Below are 18,593 nucleotides of genomic sequence, written 5' to 3'. Positions count from 1 at the left end.
CGATGCAGAGTCAACACCCGTGCGCGTAAAAGTTTCAAAAAATGAAACCAAGCTAAAACCACCGCCCCTTAACGCAAACAGGCGCCCCTGAGACCTGGGGCGCCTGCCTGTATATCAAAAATGTTAGCCCGTATACGTCAGCGGCACGAACGTACCCCACAAGATTACGGTTGTGGCGATCAGCCCCACCAGCACACACAGACCAACGGTCAGAATCGAGGTCGAAAAGAAGAAGGCTCGATCTTCTGGAATCTGCATGATCTCCGGTACCCCCGTATACAGCAGATAGATGGTGTACGTCAGCGCTATCATGCCAACAATCACGTTGAACCAGAGCATAGGATACAACCCGGCCAACCCGGCAAGAAACAGTGGCGTACCCGTGAAGGTGGTCAGTACCAGGCACTCTTCAAAGGAAACATTGCCGCCATAGGTTCTTTCCATCCAGTGTACCGACCATGCAATAAAGCCGACCGCGACCCACATGGCGACATAAAAAGCTATGGCTGCGGGTAAGGCGCTGGAGACACTGAGCTTGACGAAATCACCACTGCCCAGGCTCCACCCTATCTGGGTTGTTCCGATGAACAGGGAGATGGCAGGTATGGCGGCCAGTATGCTGATCTGAGCCAGGAACACGTGCGTCGCCGAGTAGTGCTCCTTGCGGATGGAGCGCCACTCCTGCTTGGGGTGATAAAAGACCCCCATCATATGCTGCAGGAACATAGAATTATCCTCCTTGCAGTCCGGGTCTGCCCGGGCCACATCTTGTTATTGTATTTGTGCCCGAATCCATTCGTTTGCTTTTATCCACGCTGGGTTATACGAAGAGCGGCCAGTAGTGGTCTACCAGAAGTATGGCAAACAGCCACATGATGTACACGATGCTGTAACGAAACATTTTCATGGGTACGGCGGCATCACATGAACGATTCAGTTTGAGCGCCCAGTACAGCAGCCTTGCATTGATTAACAGGACTCCCGCCAGATAGACCCAGCCCCCCATGCCGGTTACGAACGGCAGAATGGTTACCACCAGCGTCAGCAGGGTATACAGCAGAATCTGCATGCCGGTATAGGTCACCCCGTGGGTGTTGGGCAACATGGGAATACCGGCACGGGCATAATCATCACGCCGCGCAATGCACAAGGCCCAGAAATGTGGCGGCGTCCAGGCAAAAATGATCAGCATCAGCAACAACCCCTGATAGTCCACGCTGCCGGTCACGGCGGTCCAGCCCAACAATGGGGGAGCCGCTCCCGCAACGCCACCGATTACGATGTTCTGCGGGGTAGCACGCTTAAGAATGGCAGTGTAAATCACGGCATAGCCAATCAATGACGCCAGTGTCAGCCATGCCGTCAAGGGGTTGACGGCCAAATGCAGCACCGCGATGCCACTGGTACCCAACAGTGTCGCAAAAATCAGGGCACGCATCGGTGTCATCCTGCCCTGCGGCAGAGGCCGACGCGCCGTCCGGGCCATACGACTGTCAATCGAAGCATCCAGTACGTGGTTGATGGCGGCCGCCGAAGCAGCCGCCAGGCCAACCCCCACTGCCGCCAGTAGCAGGACGACCCCGTCCGGTACGGACGGTGATGCCAGGCAGAAACCGACCACCAGAGTCAGCAGCATGACCGCCACGACCCTGAGCTTGCACAGTGCCAAATAATCACGCCAGCCAGGTGCGACAGCCCTCGTCTCAGTGAGCAGCAGCGTAGCCATGTTTCACCTCCTGCGGCAGGACCCCTGCCCTGCTGTTAAGCTCCAGTAACACCAGCAACAGCGCCACCGCACCGGCATGATGTGCAACCGCCAATGACAACGGCAGCAGCCAGATCACATTGGCAATGCCAAGCCCCGCCTGCAGTAATAACAGTGCTATATACAGACACAGCACGCCGCGCAGCCGTACCCGAGACCAGAGCCGCCAGGCCGCCATGAAAGACACCACCAGCAGCAGCACGGCTCCGGCACGGTGGGTGACCTGAATCGCGGCTCGCGCATCAGCCGGCAACAGACCGCCCTCATAATTGGGCCCGACACTCATCACTGGATTCAGCCCGCGAGCGAAATCGTAGCCGGTGGCCTGGTCCTGATGACACCACAACCAATCAGTACAGGCCCAGCCCGCATAGTTGGTGCTGGTCCAGCCACCCAGTGCAAGCTGAAGGAACAGGACCGCCATGACCGGTTTCAACCAGGGATGGCTGACAATCCGCGTAGTTTCACCGCACGTCAGACGTACCAGTTGCTGATGCAGCATGACCAACAGTGACAACGTCACCAATCCGCCCAGCAGATGCAGTGTTACCACCGCCGGCAACAGCTTCAACGTCACGGTCCACATGCCGAACAGGCCTTGCGCGATAACCAGTACCAGCAATCCCAGCGACAGCCTGACCGGATATCCCGACCCGTGACGCCGCCGCAGAGCAAGTACCGCCAGCCCCATGATCATCAGCCCCAGTGTGGCAGCCGCATACCGGTGCACCATCTCGATCCAGCCCTTGCGCAGGTCTACCGTGGCATGCGGATGCTGTGTCGCCAGCGCCGACGCCTCCTGCGGCAGCACCCAGGTGCCGTAGCAGCCTGGCCAGTCAGGACAGCCCAGACCGGCATCATTCAAACGTGTCCAGCCGCCCAGCAGTACTACCACCAGCGCCAAACCAATGGCGGCTCTGACCAAACGCAACGGCCAACCCATCATCCCAGCCTCGACGCCTTGAGCAGGCGGCGCATGTCACTCAGCAGCGCCTGCCCTTCATACGCCAGCGGGTATTTCAGAACCAGGTTGCCCAGCGGATCCACGACCCACACGCCCGGCGCCAGCCCGGAGTACTCGGGCATCACGCGGACCCGGTCCGCATTTCGTCCCAAAGCATCATGAATGCGCCGCAACCGCTCCAGCTGCTCTCCGCAAACCGGCAGACACTCGCCCGCCGGCACCCAGACCAACGACCAGTGCCCGGTATGACGCTGCGGCTGTCCGCCCCACTGCTCCAGTGACTGCACCGGCTGCAGCAACTCGCCTTTATTGGTTCCCTGTGAAGGGATGCCGATACCGCTACCCCACATCAGCACAGCCGCCAGCAGCGGGAGCACCCCGCCTCCCCAGATCAACCAGAACACCTTGGGACAGGATTTCATCGGTTCTTCCTCCTGTACTCGTGACGCCCGACCCATATCAGCCAGACCATGAGGGCAAACGCCAGCGCAAACCACTGCACGGCATAGCCGATATGACGCTCCGGCGGAATACCGGTGTACACCTGTTCGCGTGGCACGATGGCGTCACTGACGGCCGTCTGCAGGTGTAACACCAGTGGCTCCACCGGGATATTCAACGCCGCGCGAATCTGTTCCATATCCATCGATTGAATGCGGCGGGGCCAGCCCGGCTCCATTTGTGCCGCACTCAGCGTCACGGATGCCAGCGGCCGCGAGAGTACTGCCTCCACCATCAGACGTACCGGCGATAGCTCAACCACCGGCAGCTGCTCCCGCCGGGGCGGTGCCGCCACCCACCCCAGGCTGGCAAGCCATAAGGGACCTTCATCCACACGCACCGGCACGATCACTTCATACCCGACCCGACCCTGCCACGTGCGATTGTCCAGCAGGAATACCTTCAACGGCAGCAGCTCGATTTCAAACCCTACCGGCACCCAGTCATAACGCGCCAATCGCTCGAGCGCGCCGTCAGGCGTAGTCGCCGGCGCCTGCGCCAGCTGTTGCAGCCAGACCTGCTTGTGCTCGGCGCGCTGCCACTGCCAGCTTCCCAGTGCCAGCAGCAACGGGACGGCCAGTAGCCACAGGAATCGGCGCAGCCATTTGAACCGGGTACGGACATCCGCTTTACTGTCAGAAACGGCCAAGGAGAACTCCCATGTTGCGTGTACTGATTGTGCTGCTGTTTGTTGCCATCGTGGTCGCCCTGTTCAGCAGTCTCTGGTCCCTGCTCCGCCGGCCCGCCGCGGATGGCACCACGGCTCAACACCTGCTCTGGCGCGTCATCCTCAGCGCACTGCTGATACTGGCCCTGATCTACGGCTTCAATACCGGTCAGTTGCAGCCCCATGCCCCCTGGTGATCAGAGCACATAAACGAACAAAAACAGGCCTAGCCAGACCACATCCACAAAGTGCCAGTACCAGGCCACGGCCTCAAACCCGAAATGTTGCCGGGCATCGAAATGCCCGGCCAACACCCGCCCCAGAATGATGATCAGCATCAGCGTGCCCAGGGTGACATGCAGGCCATGAAAGCCGGTCAGCATGAAGAAGGTGGCACCGTAGATGCCAGCCTGCAGGGTCAACCCCAGCTCGTGGTAGGCCTCGACATACTCATAGGCCTGAAACCCGAGGAAAATAAGCCCCAGTACAATGGTCAGGAAGAGCCAGCGCCGCACCTGCGTCCGTGCATTTTTCAACAGCGCCTTGTGCGCCAGGGTCAGGGTAAAACTGGAGGTCACCAGCAGGCAGGTATTGAGCAGCGGAATGTGCCAGGGGCTGATCACCGCCCCCGGTCCGGGAAAACGCTCGGCATCCGGCGGGTTGAACAACGGCCACTCGGCACTGAAATTGGGCCAGAGCATCTGACTGATTCCCTTTTCACCTTCTCCGCCCAGCCAAGGCACGGCCAGCACACGCACATAGAAAAGCGCACCGAAAAAGGCGGCAAAGAACATCACTTCAGAAAAAATGAACCAGCTCATGCCCCAACGGAAGGAACGGTCCATCTGCTCCGAGTACAGGCCGCTGCGGCTTTCATGAATGACATTGCCGAACCAGCCTACCAGAATCAGCCCCATCATAAGCGCCCCGGCCAGCAGCAGGGCGACACCCAGGCCGCCCCCCTGATCGGCACTGAGCGCATTCATCAGAGTGCCGGCACCATACGCCAGCAGAAACAGGGCAATCGATGCCAGAATCGGCCAGCGACTTTGTTCGGGCACATAATAACGTGCATGACTCATAGCGATTGCTCCTTCCCGGCCACGACCGCTGCCGATACCTCGGGCGAGATATCAAACAGCGTGTAGGACAGGGTCAGCGAGCGGATATGCTCGGGGAGTTGCTTGTCGATGACGAACAGCAGTGGCATCTCCACCGACTCGCCCGCCATCAGGGCCTGTTGCTCGAAGCAGAAACAGTTAACCTTGTGCAGATACTGCGCCGCCTCGGCCGGCGCCACCGACGGGATGGCCTGTGCCACCATGCGCCGGGTGGTTGGGTTGACGGCCCGGAAGGCCGTCTGCTTCATTTCACCGGGATGCGCACTGATCACGCCATCCAGCGGGCCGAACGCCCAGGGCATGCCTTCGTTATGCACGGCAATCAGGCGGACCTTTATCTGCCGGCTGGTATCCGGTGCGGCCGTCGCCACGGGACCGATATTGGTGATCTTGCCGTTGAGCCCGGTGATCTCGCAGAAGACATCGTAGAGCGGTACCAGGGCAAAGCCGAAGCCGAACATCAACACGGCCCCCAGCACCAGCCGGCGCACCAGGCGCAGATGATTCGGTTGCGTGCTCATCGCAGTGACTCCGGCAACTTCGGCGGCGTGGCGAAGGTGTGATAGGGCGCCGGTGAGGCCACTTCCCACTCCAGCCCTTCGGCCCCCTCCCAGGCACGGGCCTCGGCCTTGCGTCCACCGCGCACGCACGCGATCACGTTCCACAGGAAGACCAGCTGAGAAAACCCGAACAGGAAGGCCCCCAGCGTTGCCACCATGTTGAAGTCGGCAAACTGCAGCGCATAGTCCGGTATCCGCCTGGGCATGCCGGCCAGGCCGATGAAATGCATCGGAAAGAACGTGACGTTGACACCAATAAAACTGAGCCAGAAATGCAGCCGCCCCATGCGTTCATTGAGCATGTGCCCCGTCCATTTCGGCAGCCAGTAGTACACCCCCGCCATGATCGCAAAGACGGCGCCCGGCACCAGAACATAATGGAAATGTGCCACCACGAAGTAGGTGTCGTGATACTGGAAGTCCACCGGCGCAATCGCCAGCATCAGCCCGGAAAAGCCACCAATGGTGAACAACACCACGAAGGCCAGGGCGAACAGCATCGGCGTCTCGAAGGTCATGGAGCCGCGAAACATGGTTGCCACCCAATTGAATACCTTCACCCCGGTCGGCACGGCGATCAGCATGGTGGCAAACATGAAGAACAGCTCACCGGCCAGCGGCAGGCCCACAGTGAACATGTGATGCGCCCAGACCAGAAACGACAGGATGGCGATGGAGGCGGTGGCGTACACCATGGAGGCGTAACCGAACAGGCGCTTGCGAGCAAAGGTGGGGATGATCTGGCTGATGATGCCGAATGCCGGCAAAATCATGATGTAGACCTCGGGATGACCGAAGAACCAGAACACATGCTGGAACAGCACCGGGTCGCCCCCCCCGGCAGCATCAAAGAAGCTGGTGCCGAAATGAATATCCATCAGCATCATGGTGACCACCCCGGCCAGTACCGGCATCACCGCAATCAGCAAAAACGCGGTAATCAGCCAGGTCCAGCAAAACAGCGGCAGCTTCATCATCGTCATGCCCGGCGCGCGCATGTTGAGAATGGTGGCGATGATGTTGATCGCCCCCATGATCGAGCTGATCCCCATCATGTGGACGGCAAAGATGAAGTAGGTCACGCTCGGCGGCGCATAGGTGGTCGAAAGCGGCGCGTAGAAGGTCCAGCCGAAGTTGGGCGCACCGCCATCCATGAACAGGGTGGACACCAGCATGGCAAAGGCGAACGGCAGGATCCAGAAGCTCCAGTTGTTCATCCGCGGCAGTGCCATGTCCGGAGCGCCGATCATCATCGGCACCATCCAGTTGGCCAGCCCCACAAAGGCCGGCATCACCGCACCGAACACCATGATCAGGCCGTGCATGGTGGTCATCTGGTTGAAGAAGCCCGGCTCCACCAGCTGCAGCCCCGGCTGAAACAACTCGGCGCGAATCATCAGCGCCATGCAGCCGCCGAGGAAAAACATCAGCAGGCTGAACCAGAGGTACATCGAACCGATGTCCTTGTGATTGGTGGTAAACAGCCAGCGTCCTATGCCCTTGGCCGGGCCATGATGGCCGCCCGTCTCCGTTGCCATTGTCGTATCCAGGGTACTCATTGTTCCGCCTCCCCTGTGGCCGGTTGCAGCAGGCGCGCAATCTGCGCCGGTGATACCGCCTCACCCAGGCTATTGCCCCAAGCGTTGCGCTCGTAGGTGATCACGGCGGCCAGCTCGGTGGCGCTGAGCTGATCGCGGAACGCCTGCATCGCCGTGCCGCTCTTGCCGTTGAGGACGATATCGATATGGGCACCCACATCCCCCAGTGTGATGGCGCTGCCTTTCAGGGCCGGGAAGGCACCGGGGACGCCTTCGCCATTCGGCAGATGACAGGCGGCGCAGGCCCGCAAGTAAACCTGTTCACCCTGCTGCATCAGCTCGTCCAGCGTCCACACCCGTTCAGCCGCCGCCGCTTCGGCCTGCTCCGCGGCCCGGGCATCGGCCAGCCATTGTTGAAACTCCGCTCGGCTGACTGCTTCCACCACCACCGGCATGAAGCCGTGATCCTTGCCACACAGCTCGGCACACTGGCCGCGGTAGATGCCCGGCTCATTGATCACGGTCCAGGCGTCATTGATGAAACCGGGGATGGCGTCCTTCTTCACGGCTAGCGCCGGCACCCACCAGCTGTGGATAACGTCATTGGAGGTCAGCAGAAAGCGAATCCGCGTATCCACCGGCAACACCAGGTGGCGATCTACTTCCAGCAGGTAGTGTTCCTGCTTGTCCGCCTCGTTGCTGATCTGCTCCCGCGGCGTCGACAAATTGCTGAAAAAGGTCAGGTCGTGATCCAGGTAGTCATAGCGCCATTTCCACTGATAGCCGGTAATCTGGATATCCAGTTCGGCCTCGTCAGTGTCGTACATGTCCACCAGAGTCGCGGTCGCCGGAATGGCCATGGCCACCAGAATCACGATCGGAATCAGGGTCCAGATCACTTCAACCAGTGTATTTTCATGAAAATGGTGAGCTTGGGCACCGCGTGACTTGCGGTGGTGAAAAATCGACCAGAACATGACACCGAACACCACCAGCGCGATGGCGACGCAGATCCAGAAGATTGTCATGTGCAGATCGAATACCGAACGGCTGACATCCGTGACACCAGGTGTCAGGTTGACGGTCCAGTCCGCCAGAGTAGCGGTGCTGTACAGCGTCAACCCGAGCCCTGAGCCGATGGTGGTTATTATTGTCCTTACCATCATTCAGGCCTCCCCGTCTTGACCCCAAGGGAGGCTCAACGTGCTCCCTCACGGGTGATCCGGTTAAATCGAGTATAGCAGCCTGTCTGAAAGCGCAAGTATGATCAGATACCGGCCAGGCTGAGGGCCCAACGCACCAGCAGAATCACGCCCAGCACGAACAGGGTGGCCATCAACAGCCCGGTCAGGATGTAGTGGATGGGGCGTCCGTGGCGAAAATCGCGCTCGCGATTGCGCTCGGACTGCACCCCGAAGAAGCTCGACAGCACACTGAGCAGTGTCTGCCAGAAGTTGGGTTGGTCGGACATGGCACTCACCTCAGTTTGAGGTATAGGCGATATCCCAGCAAAAAGGCCAATATGAGGGCGTATATCAGCACTTCCAGGTAGCCGGCCCGGATCAGCCAGGCGAAGTGCAGCATTACCAGCAGAGACGCCGGATAGACCAGCGCATGCAGCTGTTTCCAGCGCTTGCCGAGCCGCCGCTGCCAGCCCTTGGTCGAGGTCAGCGCCAGGGGCAACAGCAGTACCCAGGCCGTGAAACCCACGATGATATACGGCCGTTCAGTCAACTCGCGCAGCAGCAGATCCGGTCGCCAGCCAAGAATGAACGTAGCGACGGCCAGCAGGTGAAGGCTGGCATAGAACAGGGCATACAGACCGAGCATGCGCCGGTAACGCATTACCCAACTCATGCCCGGCAGTCTGCGCAGGGGCGTCACGGCCAGGCTCACCCACAGAAACCGCAGTGCCCAGATGCCGAGAAAGGTCACGATCACCTGCGCCGGGTCGGCCCCCAGCTGCTGCTGTACCGCCTGCAGCGTAATCCAGCCCAGCGGCAGCAGGCTGCCACCGAACATCAGCGCCCAGAATAGCCAACGCCCCCAAGGGTGGCGATGCAGTGCATTCAGGCTCAGTACCATTTGCGCAGATCCATGCCGCTGTACAGATCGGCCACCTGGTCCGCGTAACCGTTAAATGGCTGCGTATCGATAATGTTGGGGCTAAACAGCGATGACGGCAAACGGCGCTCCGTGGCCTGACTCCAGCGTGGATGATCCACGGCGGGGTTCACGTTGGCATAAAAGCCGTATTCGCGCGGCGCTGTCCGCTGCCAGCTGTTGACCGGCATCTGCTCGGTGAAACGGATTTTCACGATCGACTTGATGCTCTTGAAACCGTATTTCCAGGGCACGACCAGGCGCAGCGGTGCCCCATTCTGGGGCGGCAGGGCATCACCGTACACGCCCACGGCCAGCAACGTCAGCGGATGCATGGCTTCATCCATGCGCAGCCCCTCCACATAGGGCCAGTCGATAGTACCGAAGCGCGAGCGCTGACCCGGCATCTGCTTGGGGTCATGCAGTGTTGTGAACTCGACATAGCGGGCATTGCCGGTCGGTTCGAAGCGCTTGATCAGCGACGCCAGCGAGAAGCCGACCCAGGGGATCACCATCGACCAGGCTTCCACGCAGCGCAGACGATAGATGCGTTCCTCCAGGTCGACTCCCTTAAGAATGTCTTCCAGTTGATAGGTTCCCGGCCTGTGAACCTCGCCGCTGATTTCCACACTCCAGGGGTCGGTCTTGAAATCCTGTGCATAGGCACGGGGGTCATTCTTGCCCAGCCCGAACTCATAGAAATTGTTGTAGCCGGTCACATGCTCGTAGGGTGCCAGCTTTTCGGTGGTGGACAGTGCCGCATTCTGCTGCGCCGCACGAATTTTCTGCTGCAGCCAGTCCGGGCCGGGATAACGAACCTGCTCTTCATCCAGCGCATAACGGGCCAGTGCGGAGGCCGGACCGCTGGCCAACAGTGCACCGCCGGCTGCCAGCCCCTTCATGAATTGACGCCGTTGACGGTAGACGGACTCGGGGGTGATCTCGGAGGGGGCAATGTCGGGGGCTTTTCGAATCAGCATGGTACTACTCCTGCAACACTGTGCGCTGTTAGACACAGAATACGCAGCCGGTTCCGTTTTCGCCCACCCCCCGCGCATAAAAAAAGCAGGCCCAAGCCTGCTTTCCGATATGTTTCAGCGGTGGCGCGTGCGCCGCCAGACCCACAGCAGCGGCCCGGACAATGCATAGCACAGGAACAGGATCCACAGGGACACCGATGTGCTGATCGAGATGATGCCCAGGCACAGAACGATCACGGCCAGGATCCAGAACGGCACCTTGCCGCGGAAGTCCACGTCCTTGAAACTGTAATACAAGGTATTGCTGACCATCAGCACCCCGGCCAGCGCCACGAACAGGGCAATCAAGTATTCCCAGCCGGTGACATCCAGCGAGAACTCCGCACAGACCCACACCAGTCCGGCCACGGCCGCCGCTGCGGCAGGGCTGGGCAGACCGATGAAGTAGCGCTTGTCGACCGAGCCGATCTGGGTATTGAAACGTGCCAGGCGCAAGGCGCCGCCGGCGGCATACACAAAGGCGGCAAAGAAACCCAGTTTGCCCAGATCGCCCAGTGCCCAGTTATAGGCCACCAGTGCAGGCGCAACCCCGAAGGACACCATATCCGCCAGAGAATCATACTCGGCACCGAAGGCGCTCTGAGTATTGGTCATGCGGGCCACGCGACCATCCAGCCCGTCCAGCAGCATGGCCACGAAAATGGCAATGGCCGATGCCTCGAACTGGCCGTTCATGCCGGCCACGATGGCATAGAAACCCGAGAACAGGGCTCCGGTGGTAAACAGATTAGGCAACAAGTACACCCCCCTGCGTCGACGCACGCCGTCGCCGGACACGGACTGATCGGGTGACTGTGTGGCTTCGGTTTCCCTGTCCTGTGGCTGATCACTCATGCTCTACCCTCTGTCAAAACGCTGAAGCTGCATTCTACTCGACAGCGGGGTACAAACCCAATGGCATCAAGCCGCGCTGGGCTTTTCGTCGTCCTTGTAGGCAGAAGCCAGGTTGTTGAACAGCGCACGGCTGATCCCGGTGATGGCCATGAACTTGTCCAGCTCCTGCGCCAGCAGCGAGCTTTGATAGGACTCCTGCATAATGATCAGGCAGAAGCCGGTGACGGCATTGACCGCCTTCATCATCTTGCCCAGCATCGCGACATTATCCGCGAATACCTCGGTCAGGATGGGCACCAGGTGCTTCTTGATCAGCAACGTGCCGCTGGACATGAACTCCACCGGCAGCTTGACCTGCACATGGACCTCGCCCACCTTGTGCATGCGCGCAGCGAAATCAGCATCATAAGGACCGCTGAAAACGGTCTCCAGCCAGGCCTTGTGCGTTGCCTTGAGTGCATCGACTCGACCTTCGAGGAAAGGGGCAGCCGATGGAATTTGCATCAACTCGGCATAGAAGTTTTCGGTGACTGCAGACAGGTGAGGCAGCAGTTTGGCGCCTTCGGCCAGCAGGGTCTGTTCGTCTTCGGCGTCAAACCCGGCGCAGGCTTTGCCTCTTTGGCACAGTGCTGCAAAGTCGATCTCGCTCATGAGAATCCATCCCTGATAAAAAGTGAAATGCGGCCATGACAGCCGAAAAGTAAAGGCCGCCATTCTGGCATGGCTATTTCAAATATCAAGGTTACAGACTCACAAACCGTAACCTACGTTACACGTTTTGACACCGGTCGACTATTCCGCCGGTACGCCGGTCTTCTGGCGATACGCTGCGGCCAGGTTGTTGTACAACGCTTCGCTGATGCCGGTCACGTCCCTGAAACGGTCCAGTTCGTGTTCACGATAGGATACCTGCATGATGATCAGGCAATAGGTGGTTACGGCGTTCACTGCCTTCATCAGTATACCCAGGCGCTGGTGATCATCCTGGCAGGCACTGGCGAGTACCGGGATCAAATGTTTGCCGATCAGGCCGATCCCGCTGGCCATGAAACGTTCGGGCAAGCGCACCTGCACGTGTACCACGCCCACCTGGTGCATATAGGCGGCAAACGCCTCGTCATAGGGTCCGGTAAAGATATTTTCCAGCCAACGGCGATGAGTGGCCTTAAGACGTTCCAAACGCCCTTCCAGAAACGGCCCGGCATCCTCGATCTGACCCAGCTCTTCATAGAAGGCGTCCGTTACCTGGTCCAGCTGGCTGACCAGCAGAGCATGGGCATCGCGCAATACCTGCTCGTCATCGGTATCAAATCCGGCAAACAGTTTGGCCTGCTGATTAAGCTGGGAAAAGTCGATTTCACGCATGAGGCATCATCCTTGCAGCACTGTGGCGGCATGTGCGGAACATGCACCACTCCGTTGTTAAAGTGGAGTAATGACTGTGTATTTATTCGAGGACAGTGTCAAGCTGGATCACCCCTGATGCCGACGATGTCCACATCAGGGGTAGCCACAAGGAGCGACGGGCATTGATGGCTTCAGGCAGCGTGTCCGTGGGTGTTGCGATAGGCAGCTGCCAGATTGTTGTATAACACCCGGCTGATGCCGGTCACTTCCATGAAACGCTCCAGCTCATGACCGCGATAGGATTCCAGCATGATCAGCAGGCAGAAGCTGGTTGCCGCATTCATCGCCTTCAACAATGGGCCGACCATTTCCGGCTGGTCACGGTAGATTTCCGGCAGTAGCGGAATCAGATGCTTATTGATCAGACCGATGCCGCTGGTCATGAATTTTTCCGGCAGCTTGACTTGCACATGTACTACACCGACCTGATGCATATAGGCTGCAAAATCCGCATCATAGGGACCGGTAAAGATCTTGGCCAGCCAGCTGGCATGGGTTTTCTTCAGCGCATCCACACGCCCTTCCAGAAAGGGCTGCGCTTCGGGAATCGTCTGCAATTCAGTATAGAAAGAGTCGGTAACGGCACCCAGGTGAGGAATGAGGCGATCAGCCTCCTGCGCCAGGATTGCCGCATCTTCGGGTTCGAAACCGGAATAGGCCTTGGCTTGTTCACACAGGAATGAGAAATCGATTGTACTCATGATAAACGCATCCTTGACTGATGATAGCGTATGCTGCATCCGGGCACCGCATAAGTCCGGCCTACGCTATCAACATGTTATTTTTATTAGTAATGACCATTGATAGCACAGGGGTTTGGCAGAGCAAATACCTGTTCGCAAACAGACGACACAGATCAATAAAACTGCCATTTGTTCTCATACTTTTAGCGAGCCGCGGTAATGCATTTGCACCGCGCGCATTGGCATGCTCCGCAGTATGCATGCCAAAACCTTGCGATCATTATGGATACTGGGTATGACAATATTGTTGCGGGCTATAAGGGACGCTTTGACAACCTGTAATGCCCTGTAGTGGCGCAACTCGACACCAGCACGCTGCACGTACCCCTGAACGCAAACTGCCGGGCACTAGGCCCGGCAGTTCAGTCAAACGGATGCGTTCAACGCATCAGTTCTTTTCCTTGTCGACCAGCTTGTTGGCCGCGATCCACGGCATCATCGCACGCAGTTTCTCACCGGTCTGCTCGATCGGGTGAGCGGCGTTGTTGCGACGACGCGCCGTCATGGACGGGTAGTTGGTCTGGCCTTCAGCGATGAACATCTTGGCGTATTCACCGTCCTGGATGCGTTTCAGCGCGTTGCGCATCGCTTCACGGGACTGCTCGTTGATCACCTCGGGACCGGTTACGTACTCGCCGTACTCAGCGTTGTTGGAGATGGAGTAGTTCATGTTCGCGATGCCGCCTTCGTACATCAGGTCGACGATCAGCTTCAGCTCGTGCAGACACTCGAAGTAGGCCATTTCCGGCGCGTAGCCCGCTTCGGTCAGAGTTTCGAAGCCCATCTTAACCAGCTCAACGGCGCCGCCACACAGAACAGCCTGCTCACCGAACAGGTCGGTTTCAGTCTCGTCCTTGAACGTGGTTTCGATGATACCTGAACGGCCACCGCCAACGCCCATGGCGTAGGACAGAGCAACGTTCTTGGCATTGCCGGATACGTCACGGAAGATCGCGATCAGGTCGGGAATGCCGCCGCCTTTCACGAACTCGGAACGTACCGTATGACCCGGCGCTTTCGGCGCGATCATGATCACGTCCAAGTCGGCACGCGGCTCAACCTGGTTGTAGTGGATGGAGAAACCGTGTGCAAACGCCAGGGTTGCACCCTGCTTGATGTTCGGTTCGATCTCGGCCTTGTACAGCTGGCCCTGGAACTCGTCCGGCGTCAGGATCATGACCAGGTCGGCGGATGCAACCGCATCAGCCACGTCAGCCACTTTCAGACCGTGCGCTTCAGCCTTAGCGCGGGAAGAAGAACCGGCACGCAGACCAACGGTCACGTCAACACCGGAGTCTTTCAGGTTGCACGCGTGCGCGTGGCCCTGAGAACCGTAACCGATGATGGATACTTTCTTGCCCTGGATGATGGAGAGATCACAGTCTTTATCGTAATAAACCTGCATGGTTCTGATCCTTTTACCTGAATTGAAAAATCATGGCGCTTATAGCCGCATCGACTATAGCAATGCACGCTACGATAAGGGATAGATCGTATTGCGTAAAATGATATATTTGCAATATCGCATTTCATAAAGTGAAACACCATGGATACCCGATCTCTGCGCCTGTTTCTCAGCCTGGCCGACACCCTGCATTTCGGACGCAGCAGCGAGGCCTGCCACGTCAGCCCGTCGACACTGAGCCGCGCCATCAAACAGCTGGAAGAATCACTGGGCGTACCTCTGTTTCTGCGTGACAACCGCAGCGTACAGCTGACACCGGCCGGCATGCGCTTCGCCCAGTATGCCCGCGAGACCCTGCAACAGTGGGAGCAGCTGCGCCATACCCTCATGGAAGGGGCTGATGAACTGCGCGGCGAAATCAGCGTGTACTGCTCGGTCACGGCCAGCTACAGTTTTCTTTACACGCTATTGAGCCGCTTTCGTCATCTCTATCCCCAGGTGGAAATCAAGCTCCACACTGGCGACCCGGAGCATGCCATCGCCCGCGTGCAGGGCGGACGCGAGGAGCTGTCCATCGCGGCCCGACCGGCACACCTGCCGGCCGGCATCGCCTTCCGTCCGATTGCACGCACGCCCCTGATGTTCATTGCCCCCGCCGGCCAAGCCGATGCCCAGGCCGACTGGATCGAACAGCCGATGATCCTGCCCGAGAGCGGCATCTCCCGACAGCGTATCGACCAGTGGTTTGCCCGACGCAATGTGCGCCCTTCCATCTACGCTCAGGTCGCCGGCAATGAAGCCATCGTCAGCATGGTCAGTCTGGGTTTCGGCATCGGGGTGGTGCCGCAAATCGTGCTCGACAACAGCCCGCTGGCCGAGCGCGTGCAGGTGCTGCCTGTTGTTCCGGCACTGGAGCCCTATGAGATCGGCCTGTTCGCCCAAGAACGCAAGCTCCGTTCACCCATCATTCACGCCTTCTGGTCGCTACTGGACAGCCCGGATACAGACGCACCTTCCATGCCAGCCCCCTGCAAGGAGATCTCATGACCCCGGATATGCTGTTTGTCTTCGCACTGCTCGGCATCATCATCCTGCTGTTCATCAGCGATCGTATCCGCATGGACCTGGTTGCACTGATGGGCGTGGTTGCCCTTGCCCTGTCCGGCATCATTACCCCGGCCGAAGCCGTATCCGGCTTTGGCGAGCCAGTCGTGGTGATGATCGCGGCGCTGTTCGTGGTCGGTGAAGCCCTGTTTCGCACCGGCATTGCCGCTGCGGCGGGACACTGGCTGCTGCAGATGGGCGGCCAGAACACGACCCGGCTTCTGCTGTTGCTGCTGCCGCTGGTGGCGCTGCTGTCGGCTTTCATGAGTTCGACCGGTGCCGTTGCCCTGCTGATTCCGGTGGTGCTGAGCATCGCCCGCCGGGCTGGGCTTTCGCCGTCTCAATTGATGATGCCGCTGGCGTTTGCCGCTTTGATCGGCGGCATGCTGACCCTGATCGGGACCCCCCCCAACATCATCGTCAGCAGCCAGATGCGCAGCGCCGGCCTGGAACCTTTCGGCTTTTTCGACTTCACGCCGCTGGGACTGGCCGTGCTGGCCTGCGCCATGCTGTACCTGATCGGACCGGCCCGTCGCCTGCTGCCGCGGCGTACGGATGGCAGCGACGCGAACCCGGCACCGGGCATTGCGGCGCTGAGCCAGCGCTATGCCCTGTCACAGCAGCTGCACCGGCTGCAGATACGGCCGGGCAGCCCGCTCGGGGGCAAAACGCCTGCCGAAGCGGCACTGCGCACGGAACATGAAATCACCGTGATCGCCATTTCACGCAATGGCGGACTGCTGTCCAGCCTGCTGCCGGTCCTCAGTCATACCCGCATGCAGTACCAGGATCAACTGCTGGTCTATGCCGACCGCGACACGCTTGATGCCCACTGCCACAGATTAGGGCTGGAGCCGCTGGGTTTCCCCGCACGCGACATGCATCAGCTGCAGCAGGAAATGGGGGTGGTCGAGGTACTCCTGCCGCCGGAATCGCCGCTGTGTGGCCACTCGATCAAGGAGGGGCGTTTTCGCGAGCGCTTTGGCCTGAGCGTGATCGGCGTGCGCCGCGGCCGCGACCCGATGAGTGCACGCTTTGCCGAAACTGCCCTGGCACCCGGTGACAGCCTGCTGCTGGCGGGCAGCTGGAGCCGCATCCGCACCCTGCAACAGGGCCGTGAACTGGTGATTCTGCAGCAGCCGGCCGAGCTGGACGAAGCCCCAACCCACGGCCGCCGGGCACCGTTGGCCCTGGCGTTGCTGCTGGGCATGCTGATACTGATGACCACCGGCTGGCTGGATAACCTGAGCGCCATTCTGCTCACCGCCACAGGCATGATTCTGGGCGGTTGTGTCAGTCTGCGGGAAGCCTATCGCTCCCTCAATGCCACCAGCCTGATCCTGATTGCCGGCATGCTGCCGCTGGCACTGGCCATGGAACGCAGCGGTGCCCTGGCATTCATGGTCAACCACCTGGTCGCATTGATCGGTCCGGGTTCTCCGCTGCTGCTGTGCACCAGCCTGTTCCTGCTGACCTCAGTGCTCAGCCAGTTCATCTCCAATACCGCCACCACGGTCCTGGTGGCGCCCATTGCTCTGAGCACGGCCCAGCTGACCGGCCTCAACCCGGAACCGGTGATGATGACCGTGGCCATTGCCGCCTCCACGGCCTTTGCCACGCCCATCGCCTCACCGGTCAATACCCTGGTACTGGGGCCGGGCAACTACCGTTTTGCCGACTTTGCCCGCGTCGGCATCCCGCTGCAGCTGCTGGCGCTGGTGATCACGCTGGTGCTAACGCCGCTGCTGTTTCCGTTCTGATTACAGCCATTGCAGATGACGGTGCAGGAACGCCAGTGAACGTGACCAGGCCAGGGCCGCATCATCGGCGTCATAACGAGCCCCGGTGGGATTGGCAAAGGCATGATCGGCCACATACCAGTGGATGATCGGCTCGGGCTGGTCGGCTTCGGCCATGGCGCGCTGGAAGTCGCCCACCATGGCGGCGTCGATGCTTTTGTCCAGCGTGCCGAAGTGTCCCAGTACCGGGCTCTGCAGAGTCGACAGCTGCGCAGGTGTGCGGCGCACGTTGCCATAATAGATAACGGTGGCATCCACCGGCGTGGCCAGGGAAGCATCCAGCGACCAGCCACCGCCGAAACACCACCCCAGGGTGCCGACATGGCTGTTGCTCTGCTCGTGATCGCGCAACCAGTCGACCCAGCCGGTCAGCGTCTCGGTGGCCTGAACCGGATCCACACTGCTCATCAGGGTCCGGGCTCCTTCCGGAGTATCCGCCACCTCACCACCATACAGATCCACCGCCAGGGCAATGAAGCCCTGCTCCGCCAGCTCCGCCGCAACCGCCTTGATCTGGTCGTTCAGACCCCACCACTCATGAATCAGCAGCACCGCCGGAAACAGGCCCTCCCCGGCGGGCACTGCCAGATGCGCACTGGCCTGACGGCCACCGGGCAGCGCCAGCGAAACGGCGCGGGTACGCTGTCCCGCCGCCTGCGCCAGCAGCGGATCAGCCAGGACCGCTGCCAGCGGCAGGCTGGCCAGCCCCTTGAGAAACAGGCGCCGCTGCGCCGACGGCACCTGCGGTTTTGGACGCTCGTTCACCCCTTGACCACACCCCTGCAGATCACACATCGCACACCTCCTGTATTGGTTTGTGCCACACTATAGACGCTGGTCGATACGCCCGTTAAGACGTGGCCGTGCAGCTGGGGGCCAAAAAAGACAAAAAAGTTTTCTGCCAGTTGTCGAAAAGGCTTTTTTTTGACTGTTTTTTGTTTCATATTTCGCCCTTTAGCCGTCCGCCGCGTTCGCGGCCGATTTCGCTCGGGGACGCGGTCCGTCCCCCGTCATTCACCCTGCATTGCCGGAGACCCGTGGC

General features: G+C 59.7%; 21 protein-coding genes. 3 read left to right on the top strand and 18 right to left on the bottom strand.

Annotated features, from left to right (window positions below; translation table 11 throughout):
- Window positions 1–123: 123 nt before the first annotated feature.
- The 5 genes from KTN04_RS11305 to KTN04_RS11285 all read right to left on the bottom strand — a co-directional run bounded on the left by KTN04_RS11305 (window position 124) and on the right by KTN04_RS11285 (window position 3,879).
- The gene (locus KTN04_RS11305) at window positions 124–726 is read right to left on the bottom strand and encodes a Yip1 family protein (protein ID WP_217335336.1); all 603 of its coding nucleotides are present in this window, start codon (window positions 724–726) and stop codon (window positions 124–126) included.
- A gap of 94 nt (window positions 727–820) precedes the next feature.
- On the bottom strand, window positions 821–1,726 hold the full coding sequence (cyoE, locus tag KTN04_RS11300; protein WP_217335335.1) for a heme o synthase: 906 nt from the start codon (window positions 1,724–1,726) through the stop codon (window positions 821–823).
- Window positions 1,704–2,711: a COX15/CtaA family protein gene (locus KTN04_RS11295; RefSeq protein ID WP_254262514.1), complete on the bottom strand. Its 1,008-nt coding sequence runs from the start codon at window positions 2,709–2,711 to the stop codon at window positions 1,704–1,706. The genes cyoE and KTN04_RS11295 overlap by 23 nt, the downstream gene beginning before the upstream one ends.
- Complete coding sequence (locus KTN04_RS11290; protein WP_217335334.1) at window positions 2,708–3,151, bottom strand: hypothetical protein; 444 nt, start codon at window positions 3,149–3,151, stop codon at window positions 2,708–2,710. The genes KTN04_RS11295 and KTN04_RS11290 overlap by 4 nt, the downstream gene beginning before the upstream one ends.
- Window positions 3,148–3,879 (bottom strand): SURF1 family protein, encoded by a 732-nt coding sequence (locus KTN04_RS11285; RefSeq protein WP_217335333.1) that lies wholly within the window; start codon window positions 3,877–3,879, stop codon window positions 3,148–3,150. Before KTN04_RS11285 ends, KTN04_RS11290 begins: the two co-directional genes overlap by 4 nt.
- 11 nt (window positions 3,880–3,890) lie before the next feature.
- On the opposite strand from KTN04_RS11285, the gene KTN04_RS11280 reads away from it, so the two are divergent.
- Complete coding sequence (locus KTN04_RS11280; protein WP_217335332.1) at window positions 3,891–4,094, top strand: DUF2909 family protein; 204 nt, start codon at window positions 3,891–3,893, stop codon at window positions 4,092–4,094.
- Here the strand turns inward: KTN04_RS11280 and KTN04_RS11275 are convergent, their stop codons facing one another.
- From KTN04_RS11275 to ilvC, 12 genes are all read right to left on the bottom strand, one after another.
- Window positions 4,095–4,979 (bottom strand): cytochrome c oxidase subunit 3, encoded by an 885-nt coding sequence (locus KTN04_RS11275; RefSeq protein WP_217335331.1) that lies wholly within the window; start codon window positions 4,977–4,979, stop codon window positions 4,095–4,097. It lies immediately after the preceding gene.
- Window positions 4,976–5,539, bottom strand: coding sequence for a cytochrome c oxidase assembly protein (locus KTN04_RS11270; RefSeq protein WP_217335330.1), 564 nt, complete (start codon window positions 5,537–5,539; stop codon window positions 4,976–4,978). Before KTN04_RS11270 ends, KTN04_RS11275 begins: the two co-directional genes overlap by 4 nt.
- The gene (gene ctaD, locus KTN04_RS11265; protein WP_407659255.1) at window positions 5,536–7,116 is read right to left on the bottom strand and encodes a cytochrome c oxidase subunit I; all 1,581 of its coding nucleotides are present in this window, start codon (window positions 7,114–7,116) and stop codon (window positions 5,536–5,538) included. The genes KTN04_RS11270 and ctaD overlap by 4 nt, the downstream gene beginning before the upstream one ends.
- Before the next feature lie 17 nt (window positions 7,117–7,133).
- Complete coding sequence (gene coxB / locus KTN04_RS11260; protein ID WP_217335341.1) at window positions 7,134–8,279, bottom strand: cytochrome c oxidase subunit II; 1,146 nt, start codon at window positions 8,277–8,279, stop codon at window positions 7,134–7,136.
- 104 nt (window positions 8,280–8,383) lie between these two features.
- Window positions 8,384–8,587, bottom strand: coding sequence for a DUF2970 domain-containing protein (locus KTN04_RS11255; protein ID WP_217335328.1), 204 nt, complete (start codon window positions 8,585–8,587; stop codon window positions 8,384–8,386).
- Between the two features lie 5 nt (window positions 8,588–8,592).
- Entirely contained in the window at window positions 8,593–9,201 is a 609-nt protein-coding gene (locus KTN04_RS11250; protein WP_217335327.1) for a protein-methionine-sulfoxide reductase heme-binding subunit MsrQ, read from the bottom strand.
- Complete coding sequence (gene msrP / locus KTN04_RS11245; protein WP_217335326.1) at window positions 9,192–10,199, bottom strand: protein-methionine-sulfoxide reductase catalytic subunit MsrP; 1,008 nt, start codon at window positions 10,197–10,199, stop codon at window positions 9,192–9,194. Before msrP ends, KTN04_RS11250 begins: the two co-directional genes overlap by 10 nt.
- Window positions 10,200–10,313: 114 nt before the next feature.
- Window positions 10,314–11,093, bottom strand: coding sequence for a CDP-diacylglycerol--serine O-phosphatidyltransferase (gene pssA, locus KTN04_RS11240; protein WP_217335325.1), 780 nt, complete (start codon window positions 11,091–11,093; stop codon window positions 10,314–10,316).
- A gap of 66 nt (window positions 11,094–11,159) precedes the next feature.
- On the bottom strand, window positions 11,160–11,744 hold the full coding sequence (locus tag KTN04_RS11235; RefSeq protein ID WP_217335324.1) for a protoglobin domain-containing protein: 585 nt from the start codon (window positions 11,742–11,744) through the stop codon (window positions 11,160–11,162).
- 141 nt (window positions 11,745–11,885) lie between these two features.
- Window positions 11,886–12,458, bottom strand: coding sequence for a protoglobin domain-containing protein (locus KTN04_RS11230; protein WP_217335323.1), 573 nt, complete (start codon window positions 12,456–12,458; stop codon window positions 11,886–11,888).
- A gap of 173 nt (window positions 12,459–12,631) precedes the next feature.
- Window positions 12,632–13,201, bottom strand: coding sequence for a protoglobin domain-containing protein (locus KTN04_RS11225; protein ID WP_217335322.1), 570 nt, complete (start codon window positions 13,199–13,201; stop codon window positions 12,632–12,634).
- A 430-nt stretch (window positions 13,202–13,631) separates the two neighbouring features.
- Window positions 13,632–14,648: a ketol-acid reductoisomerase gene (ilvC, locus tag KTN04_RS11220; RefSeq protein WP_217335321.1), complete on the bottom strand. Its 1,017-nt coding sequence runs from the start codon at window positions 14,646–14,648 to the stop codon at window positions 13,632–13,634.
- Window positions 14,649–14,789: 141 nt separating this feature from the next.
- Between ilvC and ilvY the strand changes: the two genes are divergently transcribed.
- Both ilvY and KTN04_RS11210 read left to right on the top strand, forming a co-directional pair.
- Entirely contained in the window at window positions 14,790–15,695 is a 906-nt protein-coding gene (ilvY, locus tag KTN04_RS11215; RefSeq protein WP_217335320.1) for an HTH-type transcriptional activator IlvY, read from the top strand.
- Entirely contained in the window at window positions 15,692–17,512 is a 1,821-nt protein-coding gene (locus KTN04_RS11210) for an SLC13 family permease (RefSeq protein WP_217335319.1), read from the top strand. Before ilvY ends, KTN04_RS11210 begins: the two co-directional genes overlap by 4 nt.
- Here KTN04_RS11210 and KTN04_RS11205 read toward each other — a convergent pair whose 3' ends face one another.
- Complete coding sequence (locus tag KTN04_RS11205; protein WP_217335318.1) at window positions 17,513–18,346, bottom strand: dienelactone hydrolase family protein; 834 nt, start codon at window positions 18,344–18,346, stop codon at window positions 17,513–17,515. It abuts the gene before it with no gap.
- Between the last annotated feature and the right edge of the window lie 247 nt (window positions 18,347–18,593).

The sequence above is a fragment of the Marinobacterium weihaiense genome, assembly GCF_019061305.1.
GTDB classification, from domain to species: Bacteria; Pseudomonadota; Gammaproteobacteria; order Pseudomonadales; family Balneatricaceae; genus Marinobacterium; species Marinobacterium weihaiense.
The sequence above is the reverse complement of the archived record's forward strand: the minus strand, read 5'-3'. Positions and strand labels throughout refer to the sequence as shown.